The 26,678-nt window shown below is 69.5% G+C and carries 29 protein-coding genes and 1 pseudogene; 10 read left to right on the forward strand and 20 right to left on the reverse strand.

The annotated features are described in order from the left end of the window. Window positions 1-104 precede the first annotated feature (104 nt). Complete coding sequence (locus J5V16_RS07760) at window positions 105-434, reverse strand: hypothetical protein (protein WP_208495501.1); 330 nt, start codon at window positions 432-434, stop codon at window positions 105-107. Then, the gene (locus J5V16_RS07765) at window positions 427-792 is read right to left on the reverse strand and encodes a hypothetical protein (RefSeq protein ID WP_208495502.1); all 366 of its coding nucleotides are present in this window, start codon (window positions 790-792) and stop codon (window positions 427-429) included. Before J5V16_RS07765 ends, J5V16_RS07760 begins: the two co-directional genes overlap by 8 nt. A 271-nt stretch (window positions 793-1,063) precedes the next feature. Here J5V16_RS07765 and J5V16_RS07770 point away from each other — a divergent pair, with 271 nt between their 5' ends. The 5 genes from J5V16_RS07770 (at window position 1,064) to J5V16_RS07790 (ending at window position 4,522) form a co-directional block, all read left to right on the forward strand. Then, window positions 1,064-1,867, forward strand: coding sequence for a Scr1 family TA system antitoxin-like transcriptional regulator (locus tag J5V16_RS07770; protein WP_208495503.1), 804 nt, complete (start codon window positions 1,064-1,066; stop codon window positions 1,865-1,867). Then, window positions 1,851-2,096, forward strand: coding sequence for a DUF397 domain-containing protein (locus J5V16_RS07775; RefSeq protein WP_208495504.1), 246 nt, complete (start codon window positions 1,851-1,853; stop codon window positions 2,094-2,096). The genes J5V16_RS07770 and J5V16_RS07775 overlap by 17 nt, the downstream gene beginning before the upstream one ends. Next, window positions 2,093-2,764 (forward strand): class I SAM-dependent methyltransferase, encoded by a 672-nt coding sequence (locus J5V16_RS07780; RefSeq protein ID WP_208495505.1) that lies wholly within the window; start codon window positions 2,093-2,095, stop codon window positions 2,762-2,764. The genes J5V16_RS07775 and J5V16_RS07780 overlap by 4 nt, the downstream gene beginning before the upstream one ends. Before the next feature lie 121 nt (window positions 2,765-2,885). Next, window positions 2,886-3,407, forward strand: coding sequence for a 2'-5' RNA ligase family protein (locus J5V16_RS07785; RefSeq protein WP_208495506.1), 522 nt, complete (start codon window positions 2,886-2,888; stop codon window positions 3,405-3,407). A gap of 116 nt (window positions 3,408-3,523) precedes the next feature. Next, on the forward strand, window positions 3,524-4,522 hold the full coding sequence (locus J5V16_RS07790; protein ID WP_208495507.1) for an amidohydrolase family protein: 999 nt from the start codon (window positions 3,524-3,526) through the stop codon (window positions 4,520-4,522). Between the two features lie 77 nt (window positions 4,523-4,599). Here J5V16_RS07790 and J5V16_RS07795 read toward each other — a convergent pair. The 3 genes and pseudogenes from J5V16_RS07795 to J5V16_RS07805 all read right to left on the reverse strand — a co-directional run. After that, window positions 4,600-4,815: pseudogene (locus J5V16_RS07795) on the reverse strand (VOC family protein); the annotation flags it as partial. 43 nt (window positions 4,816-4,858) lie between these two features. Next, complete coding sequence (locus tag J5V16_RS07800; RefSeq protein WP_208495508.1) at window positions 4,859-5,599, reverse strand: hypothetical protein; 741 nt, start codon at window positions 5,597-5,599, stop codon at window positions 4,859-4,861. Between the two features lie 51 nt (window positions 5,600-5,650). Continuing rightward, complete coding sequence (locus J5V16_RS07805; RefSeq protein ID WP_208495509.1) at window positions 5,651-6,025, reverse strand: VOC family protein; 375 nt, start codon at window positions 6,023-6,025, stop codon at window positions 5,651-5,653. A 97-nt stretch (window positions 6,026-6,122) separates the two neighbouring features. Between J5V16_RS07805 and J5V16_RS07810 the strand changes: the two genes are divergently transcribed. Next, complete coding sequence (locus J5V16_RS07810; protein WP_208495510.1) at window positions 6,123-6,881, forward strand: VOC family protein; 759 nt, start codon at window positions 6,123-6,125, stop codon at window positions 6,879-6,881. 42 nt (window positions 6,882-6,923) lie between these two features. Here J5V16_RS07810 and J5V16_RS07815 read toward each other — a convergent pair whose 3' ends face one another. Then, window positions 6,924-7,352, reverse strand: coding sequence for a DUF6069 family protein (locus J5V16_RS07815; protein ID WP_208495511.1), 429 nt, complete (start codon window positions 7,350-7,352; stop codon window positions 6,924-6,926). Window positions 7,353-7,503: 151 nt separating this feature from the next. Here J5V16_RS07815 and J5V16_RS07820 point away from each other — a divergent pair, with 151 nt between their 5' ends. Continuing rightward, window positions 7,504-8,472, forward strand: a complete 969-nt coding sequence (locus J5V16_RS07820; protein WP_208495512.1) for an AraC family transcriptional regulator — start codon at window positions 7,504-7,506, stop codon at window positions 8,470-8,472. Window positions 8,473-8,663: 191 nt separating this feature from the next. Here J5V16_RS07820 and J5V16_RS07825 read toward each other — a convergent pair whose 3' ends face one another. Continuing rightward, entirely contained in the window at window positions 8,664-9,884 is a 1,221-nt protein-coding gene (locus J5V16_RS07825) for an MFS transporter (RefSeq protein ID WP_208495513.1), read from the reverse strand. A 383-nt stretch (window positions 9,885-10,267) separates the two neighbouring features. Between J5V16_RS07825 and J5V16_RS07830 the strand changes: the two genes are divergently transcribed. Together J5V16_RS07830 and J5V16_RS07835 are read left to right on the forward strand one after the other, a co-directional pair. Continuing rightward, on the forward strand, window positions 10,268-11,191 hold the full coding sequence (locus tag J5V16_RS07830) for a cation diffusion facilitator family transporter (protein ID WP_208495514.1): 924 nt from the start codon (window positions 10,268-10,270) through the stop codon (window positions 11,189-11,191). A gap of 9 nt (window positions 11,192-11,200) precedes the next feature. After that, window positions 11,201-11,476, forward strand: a complete 276-nt coding sequence (locus tag J5V16_RS07835) for a Smr/MutS family protein (RefSeq protein ID WP_205327976.1) — start codon at window positions 11,201-11,203, stop codon at window positions 11,474-11,476. Between the two features lie 63 nt (window positions 11,477-11,539). Here the strand turns inward: J5V16_RS07835 and J5V16_RS07840 are convergent, their stop codons facing one another. The 12 genes from J5V16_RS07840 to iolC form a co-directional block, all read right to left on the reverse strand. Further along, on the reverse strand, window positions 11,540-11,818 hold the full coding sequence (locus J5V16_RS07840) for a helix-turn-helix domain-containing protein (protein WP_208495515.1): 279 nt from the start codon (window positions 11,816-11,818) through the stop codon (window positions 11,540-11,542). Window positions 11,819-12,077: 259 nt separating this feature from the next. Then, window positions 12,078-12,401 carry an HIT family protein gene (locus J5V16_RS07845; protein WP_208495516.1) on the reverse strand — a complete coding sequence of 108 codons (324 nt, stop codon included), beginning with the start codon at window positions 12,399-12,401 and terminating at the stop codon, window positions 12,078-12,080. A gap of 19 nt (window positions 12,402-12,420) precedes the next feature. Then, complete coding sequence (locus tag J5V16_RS07850) at window positions 12,421-13,245, reverse strand: DUF817 domain-containing protein (protein ID WP_208495517.1); 825 nt, start codon at window positions 13,243-13,245, stop codon at window positions 12,421-12,423. Between the two features lie 50 nt (window positions 13,246-13,295). After that, window positions 13,296-14,333 carry a TRM11 family SAM-dependent methyltransferase gene (locus tag J5V16_RS07855; RefSeq protein WP_208495518.1) on the reverse strand — a complete coding sequence of 346 codons (1,038 nt, stop codon included), beginning with the start codon at window positions 14,331-14,333 and terminating at the stop codon, window positions 13,296-13,298. Between the two features lie 113 nt (window positions 14,334-14,446). After that, window positions 14,447-15,943 carry a family 43 glycosylhydrolase gene (locus tag J5V16_RS07860; RefSeq protein ID WP_208495519.1) on the reverse strand — a complete coding sequence of 499 codons (1,497 nt, stop codon included), beginning with the start codon at window positions 15,941-15,943 and terminating at the stop codon, window positions 14,447-14,449. Between the two features lie 117 nt (window positions 15,944-16,060). Beyond that, window positions 16,061-17,068, reverse strand: coding sequence for a Gfo/Idh/MocA family protein (locus J5V16_RS07865; protein ID WP_208495520.1), 1,008 nt, complete (start codon window positions 17,066-17,068; stop codon window positions 16,061-16,063). Between the two features lie 25 nt (window positions 17,069-17,093). Continuing rightward, entirely contained in the window at window positions 17,094-18,014 is a 921-nt protein-coding gene (locus J5V16_RS07870) for a TIM barrel protein (protein ID WP_208495521.1), read from the reverse strand. Between the two features lie 11 nt (window positions 18,015-18,025). Beyond that, on the reverse strand, window positions 18,026-19,522 hold the full coding sequence (locus J5V16_RS07875; protein ID WP_208495522.1) for a CoA-acylating methylmalonate-semialdehyde dehydrogenase: 1,497 nt from the start codon (window positions 19,520-19,522) through the stop codon (window positions 18,026-18,028). 12 nt (window positions 19,523-19,534) lie between these two features. Beyond that, window positions 19,535-21,418: a 3D-(3,5/4)-trihydroxycyclohexane-1,2-dione acylhydrolase (decyclizing) gene (iolD, locus tag J5V16_RS07880; protein ID WP_208495523.1), complete on the reverse strand. Its 1,884-nt coding sequence runs from the start codon at window positions 21,416-21,418 to the stop codon at window positions 19,535-19,537. Then, entirely contained in the window at window positions 21,408-22,286 is an 879-nt protein-coding gene (iolB, locus tag J5V16_RS07885) for a 5-deoxy-glucuronate isomerase (protein ID WP_208495524.1), read from the reverse strand. Before iolB ends, iolD begins: the two co-directional genes overlap by 11 nt. Next, window positions 22,283-23,155, reverse strand: coding sequence for a Cgl0159 family (beta/alpha)8-fold protein (locus J5V16_RS07890; RefSeq protein WP_208495525.1), 873 nt, complete (start codon window positions 23,153-23,155; stop codon window positions 22,283-22,285). The genes iolB and J5V16_RS07890 overlap by 4 nt, the downstream gene beginning before the upstream one ends. Then, window positions 23,145-24,077 (reverse strand): 5-dehydro-2-deoxygluconokinase, encoded by a 933-nt coding sequence (iolC, locus tag J5V16_RS07895; protein ID WP_208495658.1) that lies wholly within the window; start codon window positions 24,075-24,077, stop codon window positions 23,145-23,147. The genes J5V16_RS07890 and iolC overlap by 11 nt, the downstream gene beginning before the upstream one ends. A gap of 263 nt (window positions 24,078-24,340) precedes the next feature. Here iolC and J5V16_RS07900 point away from each other — a divergent pair, with 263 nt between their 5' ends. After that, the gene (locus J5V16_RS07900) at window positions 24,341-25,318 is read left to right on the forward strand and encodes a LacI family DNA-binding transcriptional regulator (RefSeq protein ID WP_208495659.1); all 978 of its coding nucleotides are present in this window, start codon (window positions 24,341-24,343) and stop codon (window positions 25,316-25,318) included. Here J5V16_RS07900 and J5V16_RS07905 read toward each other — a convergent pair. Beyond that, on the reverse strand, window positions 25,315-26,484 hold the full coding sequence (locus tag J5V16_RS07905; protein ID WP_408612383.1) for an MFS transporter: 1,170 nt from the start codon (window positions 26,482-26,484) through the stop codon (window positions 25,315-25,317). The two genes, J5V16_RS07900 and J5V16_RS07905, sit on opposite strands and share 4 nt — an antisense overlap. Window positions 26,485-26,678 lie beyond the last annotated feature (194 nt).

Genomic DNA, 26,678 nt, shown 5'->3' on the forward strand with positions numbered 1-26,678 from the left:
CGGCGAATCATGCGGCGTGTTGCATCGATCGGAATCGCGTCAGGCGTGGCGGGAACGCTACCAATCGAGAGAACCGGTCGGCCCCCACCAAGGCCGACCGGTCGCTATTCGGCGATGAGTTCCTTGGCGCGCTTCATGAGCCACGGGCACCACGGATCGCCGTTCCATGTGCCGTGCCATCGCGGCGCGAAATCCGCGCCGTCGAACCGGCAGACCTCGTGCGGACCCACGCCGTCGTCGCAGTCGATCAGGTACTCGCAGGGGCCGTTCGGGTACCGGGTCTGGTCCGGGCCGAGGCGGTAGACCGAGAACAGCGCATGGCCCCTAGCGAAGTCCCCGAGGAAGCCGAGCGTCGCGAGCCCGCCGTCCGACCGGCGGCCGCACCGCGAGCGCGGATCCGGAGCCGCCGCCGCGGCGACAGCGGTGTCAGCCATCGCAGAACCTCACCGACGCCGGGTTCCGCTCGATCATGTGCCGCCCCATCGGCGACGGACGCGCCGGCCGCGCCCGCTCCCCCAGCCGGTCCCCGACGTGCGCGCCCACGATCACGAGACTGAAGGCGCACTCCTCCACCCACACCTTCCAGTCCTCTTCCGCCCCACGCCAACCCGGGCCCCAAGTCGCTTTCAGGTTGCCGGAGTTGATCCCGGAGACGATGAGGACGATGTCTTCGCTCTGCCCCGTGTACACCTGGAACGAGTCCGGTGCTTCATTACTTGACACGCGAACCCGATAAGTGCGCAAGCTATCCCGGAACTCACCCCGCTCCAGACCGTTGCCTTGAATGGCCAATGCCCTACCTCTCTTTCGAGCTGTCGCATTCCCGACAGAATCGGGAACCTCGCGGCGCTTCCTGATGCATTGAATCTAGGCCTCGACCATGGGTTTTCGAAAGAACACCCTGGTGGCACTACCTGCCCCGCAGGGGCACTCCGGCAGAAACCGACCGGAAAGTTTTGCACCCCAATCCTTTCCTTATCGGACTCCGCATTGCATCACACAATCGCGCGAGGGTACCGTCTCATTACAGTGCGTTTCCACCGACGAACTTCGGGAGGCATGAATGCCGCTGTCACACCTCGCCGACTGGTATGTCCCAGCGGAACTCCAAGCGCTCTATACCGAGTCCGGACTCACCTACGGACAGATTGGCACCAAGCTCGGCGTGAGCGTCAGGACCATCGGGAACTACCTGACCGGCGAGACCCGACCGAAACTCGCGATGGCAGCGAAGTTCGCCGAGGTCTGCGGCGCCAGCGAGAAACGAGCCGACTTCCTAATCCATGTCATCAGCCAGATGGATCGCGGCAGAATCGTGTCCGATCTGGAGGAGCGAAACATCTTCATCGTCGAGCGGGCCGAGGCGACCTCGGGAGAGTTCTGGAAGTTCGATCCCTGGTACATCCCCGGGCCGCTCCAACTCGAGCAGTACCACATGGAACTGCAGCCGGATAAGACTCCGCGACTCGCCGCAAACTGGCAGCGCAAGAAGCGCCGCCACCTCAGGATCTTCAACCGCAAGCCCGCACCCTCCATGAAATACCTGATCAGCACCAACGCGTTGCGCCCGCTGATCGGCTGGGAGTGGGGTGCGGAAGCATGGCGACACCTGCTTGATCTCGACCAGCGACCCGGGTGCGAAATCCGCCTCCTGGAGGGGCTGCACCCGGGGGTCGAGCACGCATTCGATATCTACCTGCCCGGCGGATTGAAAGACGCGCCGCCGCCTTTCATCTATGTCGAGGCCATGGATCAGAGCCGCCACATCGAGGAGTCGGAGAAGGTCGAGTTGTACCATGGCGGGGTCAAAGACATGTGGTCTTTTGGATCGCGAATCGGAGGTCGCCTGGATGACTGGGTTCACTAACTGGCGCAAGAGCTCTCGGAGCGGCAGCGGCGACGACAGCAACTGCGTGGAATGCCGCGTGACCTGGCGGAAGAGTTCTCGCAGTGGCGGCGGTGACAACAGCAGCTGCCTCGAGGCACGCTCACAAACCGGCGGCTTCCAGGTCCGGGACTCGAAGCTCGGGCATGGCTCCCCGGTCTTCGACCTCGCGGCCGTCGACTTCAAGGCACTCCTTGCGGCAGCCGAATGATGGACGTCGAAGAGAAGAAGAAGAGCTTCCCCGGCTCGGCCGCGTACTGGGAGAACCGCTACGCCAAGGGTGGGAACTCCGGTGCGGGTTCTCGTGGCGAACACGCCGAGTTCAAGGCCGAGGTGCTGAACCGCTTCGTGGAGGCGAACGGCGTCGAATCGGTCATCGAGTTCGGCTGCGGCGACGGGGTACAGCTGGCAATCGCCAAGTACCCTCGCTACCTGGGTCTCGATGTGTCCTCCACGCAGTTGCGGCGGACCATGGAGCGATTCGCGGACGACCCGTCGAAGAGCTTCGTGCATTACAACCCCGAAGGATTCTCGGACCAGGCCGGATTCCTCAAGGCCGATCTGTCACTCTCGCTCGACGTGATCTTCCATCTCACCGAGGACGATGTCTACCGGTCGCACATGGAACACGTCTTCGGGGCATCTCACAAGTACGTGGTCCTGTACACCAGCGACGCCGATGATCCCGGGATGGATGGGGAGTTCGCTCCTCACATCCGTCATCACCCGGTGCTTCGAGATGTGGAGCAGTACTTTCCTGAGTGGCGGCTCACCTCCCGTATCGAGAACCCGCGCCCCTGGTCTCCTGAGAACCTGGAGGGCTCGATCTCCGACTTCTTCATCTACGAGCGCACCAAGCCGGCGGCAAAGACCAGCTGACCCAGCGCACCAATGCAATGAGCCAACGGGGCCGTCGCCGCGAATCCGCGGCGGCGGCCCCTCCCGCATTCCGCCCCGCGCAGCGGAGTCCCGCTCCAGGCTCGAGCACTGAAGGAGAAGCATGCTGTACGCGATCGAACTGTTTCTTGACGACCGTGCCGACCGCCAGGTCCGTCGGATCTGGGCCGCGCTCGACGCGGGAGGGGTTCCGTCGCTCGCCAGTGCAGCGGGTGCCGACTCTCGACCGCATGTCAGCTTGTCGGTGTTCGATTGCGAGGACGTCCGCGAAGTCGCCGCACAGATCGGGCCGGTGCTCGCTACGGCTTCGGGCGTGTCGCTTCCCTTGGCGTCGTTGGGGTTCTTCGTCTCGGATGAGTCTCCGATGTTTCTCGGAGTAATCCCCTCGCCTCGCCTGCTTGAGCTGCACAGGGCGGTTCATGAGGCAGTGGAACCGCTGGTCGAAGAGGTCTGGCCGTATTACCGACCTGGCTCGCTCATGCCGCATTGCACGCTTGCGATGCGAGTCGCGGACAGGGCGCGGGCGCATGAGATCGCCGCGCGCTTCCCTGTTCCAATCACGGCACACGCCGCCAGCGCCCGGATCGTCGCAATCCCGGGCGGGCGGATCGTCTCCGCCGAATAGCCGGCAAGGGCATCGGGCAGGAACGAAGCAGGAGCGCCCTCGTCGACCTACAACACACCACCCGCTCACCGGTTCCGCCCAGAGGTCGGGCCGTCGGGACTCGGTAGGGTCGGTCGATGACCACCTCGGATGCCCTTGCCCGCCTGCCCAAAGCCGACTTGCACGTCCATCAGGAAGCGACCCGTTACCTCGACATCATCCTCGCCGAGCGGGAGGGCCGGGACCCGTACGACTGGGCGGCCTGGCGCCGGCGGCTAGCGGCCGAGGTCCCTCCCGGCAAGGAACGCCTGCAGCAGATCGGCTCGATGCAGCCGGTCTCGATCGACCACGACTCCGACGACGAGTTGTTCATCGGGCGGTTCGCGGCCCTGATGCGCGACCACGCCGCGGCCGGGGCGTGCTACGTCGAGATCCGCTGCGGCGGTGAGATCGCCACCCGCGACGGGTTCATGTCGATGTTCCGGCAGGCCGAGCGACAGGTGCGCGCCGAGTATCCGCGATTCCACGCCGAGGCGATGGCGATCGTCATCGGAGCCGGGCAGGACCGCGAACGCGCCGACGTGTTCGCCGATGCCTGCATCCGCGCCGCCCACGAAGGTCTTACCGGGATCGACTTCCTCTACTCCCCTTATGACTCCGAGGCGGACTGGGCGCCCATGTACCGGCTGGCGGAGCGGTTCGCCGCCGCCGGGTTGGGGATCACCGCGCACGCGGGCGAGCTGTCCACGGCCAACATCGCCGCCGCCGCGAACATGCCGGGGCTGACCAGGATCGGGCACGGCGTCCATGCCGCGTCCGACCCGGAGCTGCTGAAGCTGCTGGTCGACCGCGGCGTGACGCTGGAGTGCGCGTTGACGTGCAATGAGTACTTCGGCGTGCTGCCCGAACTCGAGGAACATCCGTTGCTGCGGCTGGTCGAGGCCGGGGTCGCGGTCACGCTGGGGACGGACAATCCGATCCAGCTCGGCACGACCATCGAGCAGGAGTACACCCGCGCGGCCGAACTCGGTCTGAGCTTGGATCAGCTCACGGGCTTTACCCGCAATGCGATCGAGGCGGCGTTCACCTCGGACGGGCGCAAGGCCACGATGCTCGGATACCTCCCCGGCAACTGAACCGCTGGAGCCGCCACCGAATCGCGAGGTCTGCGGCGAGCGCCAGTTCGCCGCAATCTCAGGGCGGGCGGCCTTCCTCAGGCGTTCCGGTGGATCTGGTGCCCGCCCTGTTCAGTCCACCGGTCGCGGACCAGGCAGAAGGGGTGGCCGGCGGGGTCGGCGTAGACGTGCCAGCCTTGCTGGTCGTCCAGCAGCACAGCGCCGTTGGCGATGACTTCCGCTTGGGCCTCATCGAGGTCGGGGACCGCGAAGTCGAGGTGGAACTGCTGCGGGTATGCGGGGTCGGGCCATTGCTAGGCGCGGGGTTCCGGGAGCGAGCGGGAGCCTTCTCGGCGCCTAGCCGGCCGGGCGCATGAGGAGGAGGTCGTCGCCCCACTCGTCGAGGGTCTTTTCGTGGCCTGCGTTGCGGGCCAAGGGTTCCACTTGGGCGAAGACTTGGCGCTGCAGGGTCGTGTCGCCGGTGGCGGTGATGCGGCTGATGGCGTCGAGGAGCGCGGCCGAGTCCCAGTCCCGCAGCGGGTGGCGCTCGAGCTCCCATACGAGGGCTTTGTTGTAGGGGCGCGGCCGCAGTTCCAAGGTGAAGAGGAGGTTGAGCAGGTAGCCGACGCTCTCGGCCGCTTCGAGGCGGGACGCCAGGGCGCGCCCGTCGCGGTGGTTCTTGACCGAGCGGTACAGCATGTTCTGGTAGGCGTCGAGGTGCTCGGCGGCGTCGGCGAAGGCCTTGCGCTCGTCGAGCCGGCCCTTGGCCGCGAGGAACTCGGTGATGGCGCCTCCGGTGCGGTCCAGGACCACTCGGCTGCGGGCGAGCGCATAGCGCGTGTACTCGGGGAGGACATCGCCGAGGAGGTCGTTGAGCGGCACCACGTTCAGGTCGAGCGTGGAGCTGCGCATGCCGTGGAGCCGCGCGAGTTCGGCTTCCTCGCCTTCGGCGGTGATCACGAACAGGTCGTGGTCGGAGTGCTCGGTCGGCAGGCCCTCCATGGACTGGGAGCCGATGAGGAAGAGCCCGACCACGGCGGGGTCGGCTTCGGCGATGCGGACGGCGTCCTCGTATGCGAGCGGCTGTGTTTCGGTCATCTCCGTTGTCTAGCAGCCCTTGCGCGGCAAGGGAAGCGGTTTACCTGGCGGTCAGCCGACGAGGTCGCGTTTGGGGCGGACGACGCAGAACTCGTTGCCCTCCGGGTCGGCCAGGACCGTCCAGGTCTCGTCGCCGGTCTGTCCGATGTCGACGCGGGTGGCGCCGAGTTCGATGATGCGCTCGATCTCCGCGAGCCGGTCCTCCGCGCTGTCGGCGTTGAGGTCGAAGTGCAGGCGGTTCTTGATCCGCTTGGGCTCGGTGACCGGCATGAAGCACAGCCCCCAGGCGGCGTCCCGGTCCGGGCCGACGATGACCTCGCGCTCGCGTTCGGAGACGACCTGCCAGCCCAGGACCGCGGCCCAGAAACGGGCGAGACCGGGCAGGTCGTGCGCGTCGATGACGATGTGGTGGATAGCAACTGCCATCGCCGCAGTATGCGCCGCCCCGATGCACGCAGCGGCGCGCGGGTTCGGTTGCGGCAAAACAGGCGCGAGGGAGCCTCGCGATCCCTAGACTGCGGGAATGGCGATTCGATGGACCACCGCGTTCTGGGACTACCCCGATGAAGGTTTCGAGAGCGGCACCGCGTTCTGGCTCAAGGTGACCGACTCGACCCTGTCGGAGCGGCGCGGCCCGGACGGCGAGTTCGCGACCCTCATTCCGGCCGAGGGCGACCCGTACCTGCGGGTGCAGCGCATCCGGGAGGGCAAGGGCGGCAGCCACCTCGACCTGCATGTGGACGACGTCGAAGCCGAGGCCGAGCGCGCGATCGAGCTCGGCGCGAGCGTGGTCCACCGCGAGCCGGGGCTCGTCGTGCTCAACTCTCCGGCCGGGTTCGTGTTCTGCCTGGTCAGGCATCATGGCGAGACGGCGGTGCCGCCGTCGCTCGCCTGGCCGGGCGGGCAGCGCAGCCGCACCGACCAGATCTGCGTCGACATCCCGCCGCAGGCGTTCGACCACGAGCTGGCGTTCTGGCAGATGTTCACCACCTGGCGGGGAACCCTCACCGATACCAGGGAGTTCCGGCGGCTCCTGCCGCCGCCGGAGCTTCCGCTGCAGTTCTTGCTGCAGCGCTTGGACTTCGCCGAGCGGGGCCAGAGCGCGACCGCGCACATGGACCTCGCCTGCTCGGATATCGACGCCGAGACCGAGCGGCACGTCGGGCTCGGGGCCGAGGCGGTGCGCCGCCACCACTGGTGGCAGGTGATGCGCGACCCCGGCGGCCTCGAGTACTGCATCACCAGCCGCGATCCCGAGGTCGACCTGCACCCGATCGCTTGAGCGCGAGCGCCTCCCGCCGGCGGCGGGAGGCGTCGGCGCGTCTCAGGATTCGGGGAGGCGCTTCCCGAGGACGGGGATGAGGATCGCCGCGACGATCAGGTGGAGGACCGCGAGGAACGCCTTCGTGCCCCAGGTGGCGTCGGTGAGAATCACCGGGAACCACTCGAGCACGAAGACCGCGCCCGCGCCGATGCGCCAGACCAGGACCGCGCGGCGCTTCGCGAAGCGGTCGAGGACCGCGCGGGCCAGCCAGCCCAGGCCCCCGAAGAGCAGCACGGAGGCGGCGACGTTGACGACGCCGATCGGCACCGCGTCCATGCCCGGCTGGCTCGCGGTGAGCTCGACCCCCGCGAGGTACGCGACGACCCATGCGAGCGAGGTCGCGACCAGTGCGGCGCCGAGGGCGAGCAGGCGGGTGCGCCAGACCGGGGCGGCGACCTTCACGGGCGCTTGTTCATCCAATTTGGACATATGTCGACTCCACTGCCTTGAGTTACGTTTCGGGGGAACGCTTTCGAAGGTAGGGCGGGGAGCCGGTGCCGCCCATCATCGAGCGTCCCTGGTTCATACGCGATCGTCCTCGGCCCTCCCGCACGGCGTCCCCGCTGGCTAGGGTTGCGGCATGGATGTGCTCAGCGACGTACTGGCGGTGCTGCGGACCGGTCGGCCCTTCGCCGCCCGGTTCTCGCTCAACGCGCCCTTCGCCGACCACCGGCGCAGCCACCCCCACGGCTTCGGCGTCCAGGTCATGGTCCGCGGCGACGCGTTCGTGACCACCGAGGACGGCGAGGTGATCGAGGTGCGGGAAGGCGACGTGCTCGTGACGCCCCGCGGCAGCGCCCACACCGTCGTCTCCGATTCGCTTGGCGCGCAACCCGTCGCCGAATGCGAAGGCGAGACTCCCGCCGGGCTCATCCTCCGCTCCGCCGACGACCCGGACGCCTCGCATGTGATGGTGTGCCTCGCCTACGAGCTCGCGCCCGGCCGCGCCCACCCGCTGCTCGGGGCCATGCCCGACTTCACGCGCCTCCCCGCCGACCCGGCCGCGCGGCCCGGACTCGCGGACGCGATCGCCATGCTCGAGACCGAGCTGCGCGCCGAGCGCGGCGGCGGCGACACCCTCGTGCCCGCCCTGCTCGACGCGGTCCTGATGTACCTGCTGCGCGCCGTCCTCGAAGGGAACGACCGCCACTGCGGCTTCGACGGCTGGGCCGCCGCGGTCACCGACCGCTCCATCGGCGCGGCCGTCCAGGCCATCCACGCCGAACCGGCCCGGCAGTGGACGGTCAGTTCGCTCGGCGAGGTCGCCGGGCTCTCCCGGTCGGCGTTCTCGCGCCGGTTCACCGAGCTCGTGGGCCAGCCTCCGTTGAGCTACTTGACGTTCTGGCGGCTCACCCTCGCCGCGCGGCTCCTCGCCGACACCGACGCGCCGCTCGCCGCCGTCGCCCGGCAGGTCGGGTACGCCTCCGAGTTCGCGTTCGCGGCCGCGTTCAAACGCGACTTCGGGCAGCCGCCCGGCCGCTTCCGCAAGGGAGCACCCACATGCGACCCGGCGGTGCCGGCGTTCCAGCGCGAAGCCGTGCCAGTCTGACGCGTTCGGCCCGGCCGCGACAGCGCGGCGTTCCGGGTCCTGCACCTCGATGCGCTGCTGGGCATCGCGATCACCGGGCTCGTGTACGTGACCGTGCTGCTCCCGCTGGTCGAACTCGACTTCGCGCCGCTGGCGACCGTGCTCGGCCGGATCCTCGTCGGGCCGCGTGGGCGGACCGGAAGCTGCGGCGCTTAGGCCTTGGCGCGCTTGCGGGCCTGGACCGCGATCAGGACGACCGGGACGAGCAGCAGCGCGCCTATCCACAGCACGCCGCTCGGGGCGGTCGCGTCCACGACATAGCCGCCCGCGAACGAGCCGACCGCGATCGACAGGTTGAACATGACCGTGTTCAGCGAGGTCGCGATCTCGACCTCGCCGGGCTCGACCGAGTTCATGTACCAGGTCTGCAGGACCGGGGAGACCAGGCCGTAGCCGATGCCCCAGAGCACGAGCACGGCCGTCGCGGAGAACAGGTCGCCGACCGCGAACGCCATGAGCGCCATGCCCGCCGCCATCGCAACGCCCAGCGCGGCGAGCGTGCCGCGCAGGCGGGTGCCGATGAGCGAGCCGGACGCGACCGTCGCGACGAGCGCGGCCGCGCCGAACGCGAGGAGCAGGCCGCTGACCTGGCCGGCGGCGATGCCGTTGGCCTGGAGGATCGGGCTGACGAACGTGTAGGCGATGAAGTGGCCGGTGACGATGAAAAAGGTCAGCGCCAGGCCGATGCGCACGCCCTTGTTGGCGCGCACCAGCTTCGGGAGGGAGGCGAAGGAGACCGTCGTGTGCGACGGGAGCTTCGGCACGAGCAGCGCGATCGCGACCATGGCGACGATCGCGAGGCCCGCGAGCGCCCACATGGCGGCGCGCCAGCCGAAGTGGTCGCCGATGAGGGTGCCGGCCGGGACGCCGAGCACGGTCGCGGCGCCGATGCCGCCGTAGACGGCGGCGGTCGCGCGCGGCACGTCCCGCGCGGGCACCAGGCGCAGCGCGATGCCGCCCGCGACGGCCCAGAACGCGCCGATCGAGAGGCCCACGAGGACGCGGGCCGCGAGCAGCAGTTCGAAGCCCGAGGCGAGGGCGGCGCCCACGTTCGCGCCGGCGACGAGCACGGCCAGGCCGATGAGCACGAGGCGGCGGTCGACGCGGCGGGTGAAGACGATGCTCAGCGGCGCGGCGATCGCGGCGACGAGGCCGGGGACGGTGACCATGAGGCCCGCGGTGCCGGCGGTGACGCCGAGCTCGGAGCCGATCGGGGTGAGGAGGCCGACCGGGAGGACCTCGGAGGTCATGACGACGAAGACGCCGAGGGCGACCGCGGCGACGGCGAGCCACTGCTTGACGGTGGCGCGCTCGGGCGCGGCGGTGCCGATCGCGGTGGGAAGAGAGGTCTGGCGTTCGTCGAGGGTGGTCACGGCTGTGGCTCCAAGCGGTTTCGGTTCGGGTCGGAGTCCTGAGACTCGTTGCCGGAACCGGTCCACCACTCGGTCCGCGCTCGGTGACACGGGTTTCGGCGCGTACAGGGGCTGTGGGCCTCGCGAGGAGGCGTTCGGCCGGGAGCGGAGGCTCCCTTGGCGGTGTACGTGCGTTTACCCTGGCCAGAAGCTCGATGTACTTCTGGGGCGTCGCCTGTCATCTAGGGTAGCGCCGCCGCGGCCGAACCGGAATGGTGAAGTTCGCCTCATCCGCCGCCCGTGCACCTGGCGGGAAGCCGCGGCCTCGTCGCGTCGGGAGTGGCGGGGCCATGACAGACTCCTTTCTGCGTGTCACGCACACATACGGAAGGAATGGCGAGCAGATGTCAGCAGAAGGCGGCACCAAGGCGATCGTCGCGGCCCTATTGGCCAACACCGGGATCGCGGTCAGCAAGTTCGTCGCGGCGGGGATCACGGGTTCGGCGTCGATGCTGGCCGAGGGCGTCCACTCGGTGGCCGACGCGTCCAACCAGGTCCTCCTGCTCATCGGCGGCAAGGCCTCGCGGAAGGCCGCGAGCCCGGCCCACCCGTTCGGTTACGGGCGCGAACGGTACATCTACGCGTTCATCGTCTCGATCGTCCTGTTCTCCATCGGCGGCGTGTACGCGCTGTACGAGGGCTACCACAAATGGCACGAGCGCGACCACGGCGGCGAGCTGGAGTGGCCGCAGGTCGCGGTCGCCGTGCTGGTCGTGGCGATCATCCTGGAGTCGTTCTCGCTGCGCACGGCCGTGAAGGAGTCGAACGCTGTCCGCGGGAAGCAGACGTGGCCGCAGTTCATCAAGGGCTCCCGCTCGCCCGAGCTGCCCGTGATCCTCCTGGAGGACATCGGCGCGCTCGTCGGCCTCATCCTGGCCCTGATCGGCGTCGGCCTCTCGTGGATCACCGGGGACATCCTCTTCGACGCGCTCGGCACCTTCAGCATCGGCGTGCTGCTGGTGCTCATCGCCATCGTGCTCGCGATCGAGATCCGCTCGATGCTCATCGGCGAGTCCGCGACCCTCGAGGACATCGCGGCGATCGAGAACGCCATCAACGACGGCGAGGGCGACACCCTCATCCACCTCAAGACGCTCCACGTGGGCCCGGACGAGCTGCTGGTGGCCGCGAAGGTCGGCATCGCGACGGCGGCGACCGGCGAGCAGGTGGCCTCGCAGATCGACGCGGCCGAGGCGCGCATCCGCGCGGCCGTGCCGAAGGCGAAGATCATCTACATCGAGCCGGACATCCCGCGCACGGGCGCTTAGGCTCGGACCATGGCCAAACTGGTGCTGGACCTGCACGACATCTTCAACAAGGGCGACCAGATCGAGAAGGCGCTGCGCGACGTCATCGACGAGGCGGTCGCCAAGAAGATCGACCTCGTGGAGATCATCCCGGGCAAGGGCTCGGGGCAGTTGAAGAAGAAGGTGCTGCGGTTCCTCGACCAGAAGGAGATCAAGGCCCTGTACCACCGGGTGGACAAGGACTCGAAGAACTTCGGTCGGCTCTTCGTCCACTTCCAGCACAAGGACAAGCGCAAGAAGCGATAGGGCTTGCAGAACGGCGGCGCGGCTTCCCTCCCCCGAGGCGCGCCGCCGTTTCGCGTGCGGTTCCTAGTTGATCAGCACCCGGTCGCGCTCATTCGCCGAATCGGGGGCGCCGAGCAGTTCCAGCAGCCGCAGCACCGGCACCCGGTAGCTGTGGCCGATCCGGAGGACTTGGACGGGGAACTGCCCCTCCTTCGCCAGCCGGTAGGCGACCGTCCTGCCGATCCCGAGGATCTGCGCGGCCGTCTCGACATTCGTCATCACCCCGAGCGACTTGACTCGCTCGACGGTCCAGATCTCGTCGATGACGACATCCGAAGGCCCCACCTTCGCATTCGGTGTCATGTTGGTCCTCTCTGGCGCGCCGGGCCGACACGGGGTGCATCGGCCGGGTGACGCCTAGGACCAGTCGACCCCACCCGGCACCGCCAAGTCCAGAGTGCCGCGCCGGAATTCACTCTTACGCGTGGTATCCGATTCCTCACTTGGAGGAGATCATTTGGGCGCGAATGGGACTCATTGCCCATAACGCATCGTGCGCACCAGGGATCGTGTTCCCCCGCGCGGATCCCGGCGGGCCTCGCCTGCGTCCTGGCCCCCTACTTCATCTGGCTCCTGTGGAGGACCAGGACGAGGACGTGAAGTAGCCGCGCAGCCGTTCGGCGTACACCTGCCGGTCAGCTGGATCGGCCCAGCCCGACAGCGGCGAGGTCTTGTAGAGGCGGTCGCCCTCGTAACGCGGGAAGACATGGACGTGCAGATGCCAGACGTCCTGGTTCCCGGCGGGCTCATTGTGCTGGCGTGTGGAGACGCCGTCGCAACCGTAGGTCGCGCGGATCGCCACGGCGACCTCCCGGACCAGGTCGCCGACGGCCGCGTAGGCATCGGCGGGGATCGAATACAGGTTCTCGTGGTGCCCGGTCGGCACCACGATTACGTTCGGCCACCTATTCGCTCGGCAGCGGCGCGGCGCTCGAGCGGACCTTCCACGCCGCCACCGGCGTGAAGCACACCGTGACCAGCAGCGCCCAGGCCCACAGCTTCGAGAGGTGCACCGGCTCCCAGCCGTCCGCCTGGTGCGGGTACACCCACGCGCCGAAATACGTCCCGATGTTCTCCGCGATCCACAGGAACACCGCGATGAGCGTGAACGACAGCGCGAGCGGCATCCGGTACTCCGCGTCGCCCACCGTGAAATGCACCCACGTGCCCAGCGTGATGAACAGCAGCAGCACCGTGAGCGCCAGCCGGATGTCGAACAGCCAGCCGCTCGACAGGAAGTTCAGGTAGATCAGCAGGCTCACCGCCGTGGTCGCCCACAGCCGGTACCCCTCGATCCGCAGCCGCAGCAGCCGCCACGACCGGCACACGAAACTGCCCACGGCCGCGTACATGAACCCGCTGTACAGCGGCACCCCGCCGACCGCGAGCACCCCCAGATCCGGATACGTCCACGAGCCGAGCGCCACCTTCACCAGCTCGAACCCGAGGCCGAGCGCGTGAAAGCCCGTGACGAGCAGCAGCTCCTTCCACGTGTCCGAGCTGAACAGCAGGAAGAACAGGGTCATGCCCATCCCGTAGACGAACAGCGCGTCGCCGCGCTCCATCGGCAGCGGCACGACCGCCGAGGCCGCCAGGCCGAGGAAGATCGCCACCGCGAAGACGCACGCGCGCGCCTCCAGCAGCCCGAATCGCCACAATTGCCCAATCAAGCGGCCCAGGGTGAACGGGTTCCGCTCGCGGCCCGGCCGCATCCTCCAGAAGAACGACACCGTCCTATCGTGACGGACCCTCGCGTCCCTGCCAAGCCCCGGGGGCCGCCCTACTTCGGCTTGCGCGCCACGATCAGGTCGCGGTTGATGGCCTGATCGACGCGGTGCTCGAAGTCGAGGAACGGCGCCGCGTCCATCACCTCCAGGCCCGCATCCTCAAGGATCGCAACGAGATCGGGGCGGCTCGTCGTGTACCGGTTCCACGAGATCCCCATCGCCCCGCCCCGGCGCAGCAGCTCCGCCCACACCGGCACCGCCGCCTCCAGCACCTCCGTCGGCTTGCGCGTCAGCGCCCGCGTATCCTTCACCGCCGCGTGCTGCACCCCGTACGGCGCATCCGTCACCACCAGGTCGAACGCGCCGCGCTTGAACACCTCGCCCGACCGCACCGTGTCCGCGTTGACGATCTCCAGCACCTGCAGGTCCCCCGCGCGGTGGCGCTCCTTCGTCGCCGCGAACTCCACCCGGGTGCGCTGGCCGACCCCGCGGCCCTCGCGCTTGACCCGGCTCGACACCGCAGTGTGCTTGAGCCGCTTGTCCTTCAGCCATCGCTGCACGAACGCGCCGTACGCCTCGAAGTCGCGCTTGTCGACCTCCACGCCGAACGCGTCCCAGCCGTACATCGCGGCCTGGTTGAGCGTCGTGCCCCGGCCGCACATCGGGTCGAAGACCTTCACCGGCCCGCCGAGGAGCCGGTCGGGCTCGAGCGCCACCGCGGCGGTCACGTTGAGCAGCAGCTTCGTGAACTGCTCGTTCGTCTTCCCCACATATTTGAGGATCGAGATGAGGTCGTCGTCGTAGCGGTCGAGCCGCTCCACCGCGATCGGCTCGAGCAGCTCCCCGCGCACCGCGAACAGCGCGAACAGGGACGAGAGGTTCGCCAGCAGCCGCAGGTCGCGCCCGCTCAGCGAGTCGGAGCGGAAGGTCAGGTACGGGACGCCGCCGATGAGCGCCTCCTCGACCTCGGCGATGTCGCCGTCGAGCGCGTGGGCGCTGAAGACGCGGATCTCGTTCGCCGCCATGCGGGCGGCGGTGCGCGCGTAGACGCGGTTGGCGGAGGGCGATATCAACATCGCGTACTGCTGCATCGGCTGGCGAACCTTCACGGACTCTCGGACACGGAGAAGGCCCCGGCCTGCCGGCAGGGGCCTTGATCAGCGTGACCTTAGCAAACACCAGGGGAGGGGTCGGCCCGATCCCGCTATGAACCGTTCAAGACGGGCCAGCCCGCCGAGTTCCACTCGATCTGCTCGATGTCGAGCGCGAAGCCGCCGTTCGATCCGTACGCGTGGTACGAGATGAATCCTCTATGGATCGACTGGCCGCCCGCGGCGACGTTGCTCCCATAAGCGCCGAGGAGCACCGTGCCGCCGCCGTTGCGCATGTCCACGCCCGCGGCGTCCACGAACGGCCCGGTCGGCGAGGTCGAGCGGCCCACCGTGATCTTGTAGGTCGAGTTCGCCCCGGCGCAGCAGGTGCCGATCGAGGTGAACAGGTAGTAGTAGCCGTTGCGGTAGGTCATCGACGGCCCCTCGATGCCGCCGCCCTTGGTGGCCAGGCGGATCGGGGTCGCGCCCGCGGCCGGTTTCCCGGAGGGCCAGTCGAGCTGCAGGATGTGGATGCCCTGCCACCAGGAGCCGAACACCATCCAGTGCCGGCCGGAGGCGTCGACGATGATGTTCGGGTCGATCGCGTTGTACGCGTTGCCCTCGTACGACTGGAAGACCACTCCCTTGTCCGTCCAGCCGTAACCGGACGCGCCCGGGTCGAGGGTCCGGCTTGTGGCCAGGCCGATCGCCGAGCGCTGCGAGCCGAACGTCGAAACCGAGTAGTACAGGTAGTACAGGCCCTGCGTGGCGTCGTAGTGGATCTCGGGCGCCCACAGGTTGTCGACGCCGGGGATCTGCTGGGTCGTCCACGCGGGCTTGGCGTTCCACATGGTGCCGACGTTCTGCCAGGTCTGGCCGCCGTTGGTGGAGCGGAAGACAGGGGGCGTGCCGCCGCCGAAACGGCCGTCGCCGGTCGCGTAGACGAACCAGGGCTGCCCGGTGCATCCGGCCCACAGCGCGGGGTCGTGCGCGCCGAGGCTGCCGCCGATGGAGGCGGGCTGGGTCGGTCCGCTCGCGCAGTCGTTGGGCGGCGGCTGCTGCGTGCCGCCGATCGGCGAGAGGCTCCACTGCTGGTTCGTGCCGCCAGTGACGGTGTACTGCGAGATGCGCCCGCCCGCCGCCGTCGACCACTCCCACACGTCGAGCGCCTTGCCCGACAGGCGGTTCACGAAGCTCGCGTACCCGCCTGATTCGGTCACGGTCCACTGCTGGTCGGTCGCGTTGGTGCTGGTCTCCTGCGCGACGGTCGCGCCGTCGGCGGTGTTCTGGTTCTGCAGGCCGAGGACTTTGCCGCTGTGCCGGGATTGAATGCGGTAGTAGCCCCCGCCCGCGTCGACGAACCGGAACTGCTGGTTCGTCGCGTCGGTGCGGTTCCATTGGATGAGACCGGCGCCGTCGGCGGTCGAGGCGGCGTCGAGGTCGAGAGCCAGACCGGAGTGGCGGCTGGTGAGGACGTAGTTCGCATCGGTGTCGATGGCGGCGCTGGCGGCGGTCGGCGCGATCAACGCCAGGCCCGCAGCGGCGAGGACGGCGGCCGCGAGCCCGGCGAGCCAGGATCTGCGCTTGCGCCGCAAGGGAGTCGTGTGCATTCGGGTACCCATCTCTAGATAGTGAGGAATAGAGATGGTTCGATATTATCGATATATTTAACGTTGTACAAGCAGTCGCGGCGGGAGGCGGCCGACCGGCCGCCTCCCGACCCCGTTCTATGCGTAGAAGTCCGGTCGCTCCGGCAGCTCGATCGGCACGATCTCGCCCGAGTGCAGCGAGCGCACCGCCGCGTCCACGACCACCGTGGCCGCGAACCCGTCCCACGAACTCGGGCCGGTTGGCTCCTCGTCCGCGAGCAGGTGGTCGATCCAGTCCTGGAGCTCGACGTCGAAGGCGTCGGCGAACCGGTCGCCGAACTCCTGCAGCACCTCGGTGCTCGCCTTGGCGGCCTTGCGGACCACCGGCGCGGCCGGGTCCGGCAGGCGCACCGCGCCCTCCTCCCCCACGATCTCGCACTGGATGTCGTAGCCGTACTGGCAGTTCACGAACGCCTCGACGTCCACGCGGGCACCCGAAGCGGTCTCGAACAGGAAGATCTGCGGGTCCTGCAGGTGCGGGAACCGCTTGGAGGTCTTGCGCGGCAGCACGGTCTGCACCGACGCGAACTCCTCGCCCAGCAGCCAGCGCAGCGCGTCCACCTCGTGCACGGCGGTGTCCTTGGCGGCCATCTCGGTCGTGTAGGCCTCGCGCACATAGGGGTTGCGGTGCACGCAGTGCGCCATCAGCGGCTCGCCGATCTCCCCGGCGTCCAGCACCCGCTTCATCTGCCGGTACCCGGCGTCGTAACGGCGCATGAACCCGACCTGCACGAGGCGGCGTCCGGCCTCCTGCTCGGCCTTGAGGATCCGCAGGCCGTCCGTGATCTCGGTGATGAGCGGCTTCTCGCAGAACACCGGCTTGCCTGCCGCGATCGAGGCCAGCACCTGCTCGGCGTGCGCAGGGCCCCATGAGGTCACGACCACCGCCTCGACCTCCGGGTCCGTGATCAGGCGGTCGGCGGAGTCGACGACGCGCGCGCCGACCGACGCCGCGACCCGCTGCGCCGACGCCGGGTCGATGTCCGAGACCGCGACAACCCGCGCCCCGGCCACGGCGTTCGCCAGGCGGTGCACGTGCTGCTCGCCGATCCAGCCGGTGCCGATCAGGCCGATGCCGATGCTCATGGTGCTCCTCTTCGTTCGGGTTGGCTTAGGACTGCTGGCGGCTCGCGCCGAGCCCGCAGCCGTTGAGGTACTTGCGGGTGCGCACCGCGATCGGGAAGGGCACGTCAGGCTCGCACGGGTAGAGGTCCTGCTCGACGATCACGAACAGCTCGGCGTCCAACTTGGACAGTTCGGTGACGATGTCGGCCGGGTTCGGCACGCCCGCGGGCGGTTCGACGCACACGCCGCGCTTGACGGCCTCGCCGAAGCCCAGGCCCTCGTCGGCCACCTGCCGCAGGATCTCGGGGTCCATCTGCTTGATGTGGACGTAGCCGATGCGCTCGCCGTAGCGGCGGATCAGGTCCACGTTGTCGCCGCCGCCGTACGCGACGTGGCCCGTGTCCAGGCACAGCGAGACGAAATCGGCGTCGGTGCCGTCCAGGAACGTCTCGATCTGCGGCTGGGTCATGATCTGGCAGTCCGCGTGCGGGTGCAGCGCGATCGTGACCCCGTACTCCTCGAACATCTGCTTGCCGATGCGGTTCGCCGTGGCGTGCACGGTCTTCCACTGGGTCGCGTCCCATTCGGTGACGTCGTTGATCGCGTCGGTCTTCTCGTCGCGGAACAGCGGCGGGATGAACACGACGTGCTTCGCGCCCTGCGAGGCCGTCAGCTTCGCGACCTTCGAGACGATGCCGATGGTCTCGTCGAACTTCTCGGGCCGGTGCAGGTTCCCGAACACGGTGCCGCCGGAGACCTTGAGGCCGCGCTTGCCCACCTCGTCGGCGAGCACGTCCGGGTCGGTCGGCAGGTACCCGTACGGGCCGAGCTCGAGCCACTCGTAGCCGGCGCCCTGCAGTTCGTCCAGGAACTGCTCGTACGGCAGCTGCCGATCGTCCTCGGGGAACCACACGCCCCACGAGTCGGGGGCCGAGCCGAGTCGGAGATTCGGGGCTTGAGTCGACATTGACGTGCTCCTTAGCTGGAGGTGGGGAAGTTGAGCTGCGCGGCCTGCGACTCGGTGTGCTTGGGCCAGCGCGAGGTCACGACCTTCGCGCGGGTGTAGAAGCGCACGCCCTCGTGGCCGTGGATGTGGCTGGAGCCGAACAGGGAGTCCTTCCAGCCGCCGAACGAGTAGTGCGCGGTCGGCACCGGGATCGGGACGTTCACGCCGACCATGCCCACGTTCACGTCGCGCTCGAAGGTGCGCACCGCGCCGCCGTCGAAGGTGAAGATCGCGGTGCCGTTGCCGTACGGGTTGGCGTTGATGAGGTCGATGGCCTCCTCGAGGGTGTCGACGCGCACGACCGCGAGGAGCGGCCCGAAGACCTCGTCCTTGTACACGTCCATGTCGGGCGTGACCTTGTCGAGGACGCTGGGGCCGACGAAGAACCCGCCGAGGTGCCCCTCGATCTGGAGGCCGCGGCCGTCCACGACGGGCTCGGCGCCTTGGGCCACACCGGATTCGATGTAGGAGACCACGCGCTCGCAGGAGGCTTCGGTGACCACGGGACCCATCTCGGCCTCGGGGTCGTCCCCGGCGCCGACGACGACCGCTTCGGCCTTCTCCTTGAGGAGGCCCACGAGTTCGTCGGCGGCGTCGCCGACGGCGACCGCGACGGAGATGGCCATGCAGCGCTGGCCGGCCGAGCCGAACGCGGCGGCGGTGAGCTGGTTCGCGGCCCAGTCCATGTTGGCGTCGGGCATGACCACGGCGTGGTTCTTCGCGCCGCCGAGGGCCTGGACCCGCTTGCCGGCCGCCTGGCCGCGCTCGTGGATGTACTTGGCGATCGGGGTCGAGCCGACGAACGAGACGGCGGCGACGTCGTCATGGTCGAGGAGCGCGTCGACGGCGGTCTTGTCGCCGTTGACGACGTTGAACACGCCGTCCGGGAGCCCGGCGTCGGCGTAGAGCTGGGCGATGAAGAGGCTGGCGGAGGGGTCGCGTTCACTGGGCTTGAGCACGAAGGTGTTGCCGGTGGCGATGGCGATGGGGTGCATCCACATCGGGACCATGACCGGGAAGTTGAACGGCGTGATGCCGGCGCAGACCCCGATGGGCTGGCGGAAGTCGTAGGAGTCGACGCCGCGCGAGATGTCGTTCGAGAAGCCGCCCTTGAGCGCCGAGGTGATGCCGCAGGCGAACTCGATGACCTCGCGGCCGCGCACGATCTCGCCGCGCGCGTCGTCGATGACCTTGCCGTGCTCGGCGGCGACGATCTTGGCCAGTTCCAGCTCGTGCCGCTCGACCAGGTCGCGGAGGCGGAACATGACGCGCGAGCGGTTGGAGAGCGACTGCTGGCCCCAGGACGCGAAGGCGGTCTTCGCGGCCTGCACTGCTGCATCCACATCGGACACGGTGGCGAGGCGGACCTGCGCCTGCTCCTCGCCGGTCGCGGGGTTCCAGACGGGCGCGAGGCGGTCCGATTCGCCGGCGGTCGGCTTGCCGCCGATCCAGTGCTCGATGATCTGCATTGCGGTGGTTCCTTAGAGGTAGTGGCGCTGGTCGCGCTTGTGGTCGGTGTAGGCGGCGTAGGCCGCGCGGGTGGAGTCGAGTTCGGACACTTCGCTGACCGGCACTTCCCACCAGGCCGAACCGGGCGGGTTCGGGCCGGTCAGGTCGGTCTCGACATGGACGACCGTGGTGCGGTCGTTGGCCTTCGCCTTGGCGATGGCGTCGCGGAAGGTGGCCACGCTGTCGGCCTTGATGACCTCGGCGCCGAAGCTGGCGGCGTTCGCGGCCAGGTCGACGGGGAGCACGTCGCCGTCGAGGAGGCCGGACTTCTCGTCGCGGTAGCGGTACTTGGTGCCGAACCGCTGGGAGCCCAGGGATTCGGAGAGGGAGCCGATCGAGGCGAACCCGTGGTTCTGGACGATCACGATGATGACCTTGAGGCCTTCGGAGACCATGGTCGCGATCTCGGAGGCGAGCATGAGGTACGAGCCGTCGCCGACGAGGACGACCACTTCGCGCTCGGGCGCGGCCATCTTGGTGCCGACCCCGGCCGCGATCTCGTAGCCCATGCACGAGAAGGCGTACTCGACGTTGTAGGCCTTCGGGTCCCTTGCGCGCCAGAGCATCTGGAGGTCGCCGGGCATGGAGCCGGCGGCGTTGATGACCACGTCCGAGTCGTCCAGGGCCGCGTTGAGCGCGCCGAGGATCTCGGTCTGCGCGGGCAGCGGGCCGTGCCCGAGGTCGAAGCACGCGTCGGCCTTGGCCTGCCACTCCTCGGCGAGGCGGCGGGTCTCGGCGCGGTACTCGTCGGCGACACTCCAGCCGTCGAGGGCCTTCGCGAGTGCGGCGATGCCGGTCTTGGCATCGGCGAGCAGCATCTCCGCGGAGTGCTTCGCCGCGTCGAGGCGGGCGACGTTGAGGTTCGCGAAGGTGACGTCGGGATTGCCGAACACGGTGTGCGAGGCGGTGGTGAAGTCCGAGTACCGGGTGCCGATACCGAGCACGACATCCGCTTCGGCCGCAAGGGCGTTCGCGGCGGAGGTGCCGGTCGAGCCGAGTCCGCCGACCGCGGCGGGGTGGTCCCACGGGACCGCGCCCTTCCCGGCGTGCGTGTCCGCCACGGGGATCCCGGTCGCTTCGGCGAAGGCGCGCAGCTCGGCCTCGGCCTCGCCGTAGACCACGCCGCCGCCGGCGACGATGAGCGGTTTCTCGGCACTGCGCAGCAGTGCCGAGACCCGCTCCACAGCGGCGGGTTCCGGCGCGACCCGGCCGACGCGCCACACCCGCCTGCGGAAGAATTCGCGAGGCCAGTCGAAGGCCTCGGCCTGCACGTCCTGCGGCAGGCACAACGTGACCGCTCCGGTCTCGACCGGGTCGGTGAGCACCCGCATCGCGGCCAGCGCGGCGGGGATCAACTGCTCCGGGCGGCTGACGCGGTCGAAGTACTTGGAGACGGGCCGGAACGCGTCGTTCACGCTGACGTCTCCGGCGCGCGTGTCCTCGAGCTGCTGCAGCACCGGGTCGGGCACGCGCGAGGCGAACATGTCGGAGGGCAGGAGCAGCACCGGGAGCCGGTTCGTGGTCGCCAGCGCCGCGCCGGTGATCATGTTCGTGGAGCCGGGGCCGGTCGAGGCGGTGCACGCGAAGGCCTGGAGCCGGTTCTTCATCTTGGCGTACGCGGCGGCGGCGTGGACCATGGCCTGCTCGTTGCGCGCCAGGTAGTACGGGAGATCGGCTTCGCCGGTCTGCGCCGCTTGGAGGAGCGCCTGCCCGAGCCCGGCGACGTTCCCGTGCCCGAAGATGCCCCACACGCCGGGGATGAGCCGCTGCTCGTTCCCGTCGCGCTCGGAGTGCTGGGCGGCGAGGAACCGCACCAGCGCTTGGGCGGTGGTGAGGCGTACGGTCTCAGCGGGCATCGGTGCCCTCCTTCTCCACGGTCGAGGACAGGGGCAGGCGCGGATCGAGATCCTCAGGGGCCCAGGTGGACCGGACCCAGCCGTGGGCGGGGTCGTCGCTGATGAGCCAGGCGCGGTCCTGGCCGGGACCGGCCATCACGTTGAGGTAGTAGAGGTCGTAGCCGGGGGCGGCGGCGCTGGGGCCGTGCCAGCCGTGCGGGATGACGACCACATCGCCCGAGCGCACCTCTTCGCTGACCTCGATGGGCCGGTCGGGGGTGCCGTAGACGCGCTGCCAGGCGAACCCGGCGGGGTCGCTGACCTCGAAGTAGTAGATCTCCTCGAGTTCGGCTTCGCCTTCCTTCTCCTCGTCGTGCTTGTGGGGCGGGAAGGAGGACCAGTTGCCGCCGGGGGTGATGACCTCGCAGGCGATGAGCTTGTCGGCCTCGAAGGTCTCGGGGGTGCAGAAGTTGTTGACCTGGCGGGAGGCCTGGCCGGAGCCGCGCAGCTCGACCGGCACCGCTTCCGCGGGGCCGTAGCGGGCGGGGAGGCGGCGCTCGCACCTCGCGGAGGGCAGAGCGAACCGGCCGCCGCTTCCGCTCGTGACGGTGACCGTGGCGTCCCTTGGGACGTAGACGAAGTCGGTGACCCGGCTGAAGACGTTCCGGCGGCCCTGGACCTCGAAGGTCTGGCCGTCGCAGGTGACGGTGCAGCTCCCGGAGAGCGGCAGCACCAGTGCTTCGGCGTCTCCGGTCGCGAACGTCGCGGTGCCGGAGGGCTCCAGCGCCAGGACCTTCAGGCCGGAGTAGCCCCAGCCGGCGGATTCGGGGGTGACGACCGTGTCGTAGCGGCCGTCGGCCGTGGACCTGGAAGGCAGGTAGTAGTTCACAGCAGGCTCACCACCGCGTCGACGGCCCCGGCGACGTCGCCGTCGGCCGGATAGAGCAGCGAGCGGCCGACCGTCAGGCCGACCACATTGGGCAGTGTCAGGGACCGGCCCCAGCTCTCGCGCTGCGCGGCGAGGTCCTCGACTTCGCCGCCGAGGACGACCATCGGCAGCGTGGAGGCGGCCGCGACGCGCGCCATGTCGGGCGCGGTGGGGACCTTCAGCCAGGTGTGGGCGGAGGTAGAGCCGAGCCCGGAGGCGATCGCGACCGACTTGACGACCCCCTCCGTCGTCAAGTCGTTCACGACTTTTCCGCCTTCGCGGCGGGAGATGAACGGCTCGACCATCGCGATGAGGCCGAGGTCGGCGAGGGCGTCGACGGCGTGCGCGGAGGCTTCGAGGGTGGGCGCGGTGCGGTCGTCGTCGAGGTCGATGCGGGTGAGCATCTTCCCGCCGTCGAATCCCATGCGGGCGATGGCGTCCGCGTTCATGCCGGTGAACCGGTCGTCGAGTTCGAACGCGGCCCCGGCGAGGCCGCCGCGGTTCATCGAACCGAAGACGACCTTGCCCTCGAGGGCGCCGAGCAGGAGCAGGTCTTCGAGGATGTCGGCGGTGGCGAGCACGCCGTTGCAGCCGGGGTTCTCGAGGGCGGTGACGAGGCGGTCGAGCATGTCGCCGCGGTCGGCCATGGCCATCGGGTCGCCGCCGGTGGCGAGGGCGCCGCGGGCGGGGTGGTCGGCGGCGATCACGAAGCACTTTCCGGAAGGGCCTACGGGGCTGGTGGCGCGCTTGCGCGCGTCGGCGGCCCGGCGGATCGCGGCCGGGTCGGTGAGCCGGGTGCGGGCCAGTTCGGCGAGGCGGTCAGGCCGCATCGGTCGCCTCCTGGAGTTTGCGCTCGACCTCGGCCTCGGTCGGCATGGCGTCGGAGCAGGCGAGTTCCCCGGCGACATGCGCGCCCGCGGCGTTGGCGAAGCGCATGATGCGCTCGGTGTCCCAGCCGGCGAGCAGTCCGTGGACGAGCGCGCCGCCGAAGGCGTCGCCCGCACCGAGGCCGTTGACGACCTTCACCGGTGCGGGCGGGACCTCGACCTGGCCGGTGTCGTCGAGGGCCAGCACGCCTTTCGGGCCCTTCTTGACGACGGCGAGGGAGACGCCGGCCGCGCGGAGCGCCTGCGCGGCTTCGGCGGGTGTGTCGTGGACGCCTACGGCCACTTCGCACTCCTCGCGGTTCCCCACCGCGACCGTGACGTGCGGCAGGGCCAGTCTCACCCACTCGCGGGCGTCCTGGGGCGAGTCCCAGAACATCGGCCGGTAGTCGAGGTCGAGCACGGTGATGCCGCGCTTGCCCCTCGCTTCAAGAGCAGCAAGGGTCGCGGAACGCGAAGGCTCCTGGCAGAGGCCCGTCACCGTCACCCAGAAGACGGCAGCGCTGCGGATCGCCTCAAGATCAAGTTCCTCAGGACGAATGTCGAGGTCGGGAGCCTTGGGGAACCGGTAGAAATAGAGCGGGAAGTCGTCGGGAGGGAAGATCTCGCAGAAGGTCACCGGCGTGGGCAGGCCCTCAGAGGTCCCGACCAGCGAATCATCGACGCCGTAGCCCCGGAGCGCGTTGCGCACGAAAGTCCCGAAGGGGTCCGCGCCGGTCTTGGTGATGACGGCGGCGCTGCGCCCGTACCTGGCGGCCGCGACCGCGACGTTCGTGGGGCTGCCGCCCAGGAACTTGCCGAAGGACTCCACGTCCTCGAGGCCGACGCCGATCTGCTGCGGGTAGATGTCGACTCCCACCCGGCCCATCGTGACGACGTCATGCGTCGCGGCCACAGGCGCACCTCCTCGTGTGTCTTGCGCGCTCCACTGTCGCGCGTTACTGTCGCGCGACAGTGATTTGCAATATACTCACATCCAGGGCCGCGCGTCAAGCCGCCCGGCCGGTCGGAAATACACTCGGATTACCGACCGGTCACCTACCGGGGCCAGGAGAGGAAGAGTCGTTGGACGAAGCGCTCGAGCCGCAGCAGCAGCCGGCCCGCCACCAGGGCTCCCCGCAGCGCGCGACGATGGCCGACGTGGCCCGCCGCGCGGGCGTGTCCCGCACCCTCGTCTCCCTCGTCCTGCGCGACCGCCCCGGCGCGGGCGCCGCGACCCGCGAGCGGGTCCTCAAGGCCGCCGACGAACTCGGCTACCGCCCCGACAGCGCGGCCCAGATGCTCGCGCGCGGCCGCAGCCGCACCCTCGGCGTCCTGATGAACCTCGAGCAGCCCTTCCACGCCGAGGTCGTCAAGGCCATCTACCCCGCCGCCGCGCAGCTCGGCTACGACGTGCTCCTCTCGGCCGTCGCGCCCGGCCGCGACGAGCACATGGCCACGGGAGCGCTCCTCGGCCACCGCTGCGAAGCCCTCGTCCTCCTCGTCTCCGACCCCGAATCGCACTCCACCGAGCAGCTCGGCGGCGCCGTCCCCACCGTCGTCGTCGGCCGCAAGGCCGCCACCCCCGGCGTCGACTCCGTCCACACCGCCGAGGCCAAGGGCGTCCGCCAGGCCGTCGACCACCTCGTCGAACTCGGCCACCGCCGCATCGTCCACATCGACGGCGGCAAAGGCCCCGGCTCGGCCGACCGCCGCACCGCCTACCGCGCCGCCATGCGCCGCCACCGCCTCGCCGACGAGATCCGCGTGATCCCCGGCGCCCAGGACGAGGACGCCGGCATCGCGGCCGGAATGCTCCTGCTCGGCGAGGACACGCTGCCCACGGCCGTGCTCGCCGCCAACGACCGGTGCGCCATCGGCCTCATGCACGCCCTGCGCAGCGGCGGCGTCGACGTCCCGGGCCAGGTCTCCATCGTCGGCTACGACGACAGCAACCTCTCCCACCTGTCCCACATCAACCTCACCACCGTCCGCCAGGACGCCACCGGCATCGCCGAGCACGCCGTCCGCAACGCCGTCGAACGCCTGGAGAACAGCGCCCTCCCCGCGCGCGAGACCGTCTGCGACGCCAAACTCGTCGTCCGCGCCTCGACCGCCCCGCCCCGCTAGGCGGCCTTCCGCGCGGCGACGAGCACGGCCATGACCAGGGCCACGAAGCCCGCCGCGGCCATGACCGCCGACGGCGACGAGCGGTCGACCACGGCCCCGCCGAGCAGCGCGCCCACCCCGATCGTCGCCTGGAACGACGCCGTGAACAGCACCGACGCGGCCTCCCGCGCCCCCGGCGCAGCGTTCGCGAACCAGGTCTGCGAGCAGACCGGCACACCGCCGTACGCCGCTCCCCAGAGCACGAGCAGCACGACCGCGCCGACCGGATCGCGCCCGAGCACCGGCAGCAGCAGCGTCGCCGCGGCGATCGCCACCGCAGCGGCCGCGAACGCGGCCCGAGGGAACCGCGCGACCATCGCGCCCAAAACGAGATTGCCGCCGATCCCAGCCGCGCCGTAAACCAGCAGCATCACCGTCACCGCCGTCGGCCCGACCCCGGTGACCTGCTCCAAGAACGGCGTCACATAGGTGTAAGCACCGAAATGCGCCAGCACGATCAGGAACGTCGCCGCCAACGCGACCCGCGTACCGCCACCCCGCAGGAGCCCCAAGAGCACGGCCGGCCGGGTCGGAGCCCCAGCGGGCAGCCGAGGCAGCGTGAACACCAGCGCCGCAAGAACAACCGCGCTCAACGCCGCGAGCACGACGAACGCGGAGCGCCACCCGGCGAGGTCCCCGATAAGCGTCCCGGCGGGGACGCCGAGCACGGAGCCGAGCGGCACCGCGGCGAAGACGACGGCGGTCGCCCGACCCACTGTAACGGGAGGCACCAGCCGCGCGGCGAGACCGGCGCCGACCGACCAGAACCCGCCGATCACCACCCCGACGAGCACTCGCGAAGCCAGCAGCACCCAGAACGCCGTGGCGACCGCCGCGAGCACGTTGGCGACGAGCAGCACCAGCATCAGCCCGCACAGCACGACCCGCCGGTCCAGCCTCGCCGTCGCCACAGTGACCAGCGGCGCGGCGACGGCCGCGAGGAACCCGGGCATGGTCATCGTCAGCCCCGCCACGCCGTCCGAGACCGCGAAACCCGAACCGATCGAGGTCAACAGGCCGATCGGCAGGATCTCGGCCGTGACGATGACGAAAATCCCCGCCATCACGGCGAACACGGCGGGCCAGGCGTGCCTAGGGCGGACGGCGGTCGCGGTTGCAGTGCTCAAGATCAGTCTTCCCGTCGTGGAGCGGCGAACAATCCACGCCCAACTCCACCCGGAAACGGAAGCCGATGCTGGCAGGAATGCGACCACAACGTTCCAGCGGCCGCTCAGGCGTGTCGGCTGATTTCCCGGACCGCTCTCGCCGACCCGCCTGCGCCCGCCCTCCCGCCGGGCGATGATCGAGCGTGACGATTCGG

Origin of the sequence: Glycomyces niveus (assembly GCF_017592475.1) — a bacterium.
In the GTDB taxonomy this organism is placed as follows: domain Bacteria; phylum Actinomycetota; class Actinomycetes; order Mycobacteriales; family Micromonosporaceae; genus Glycomyces; species Glycomyces niveus.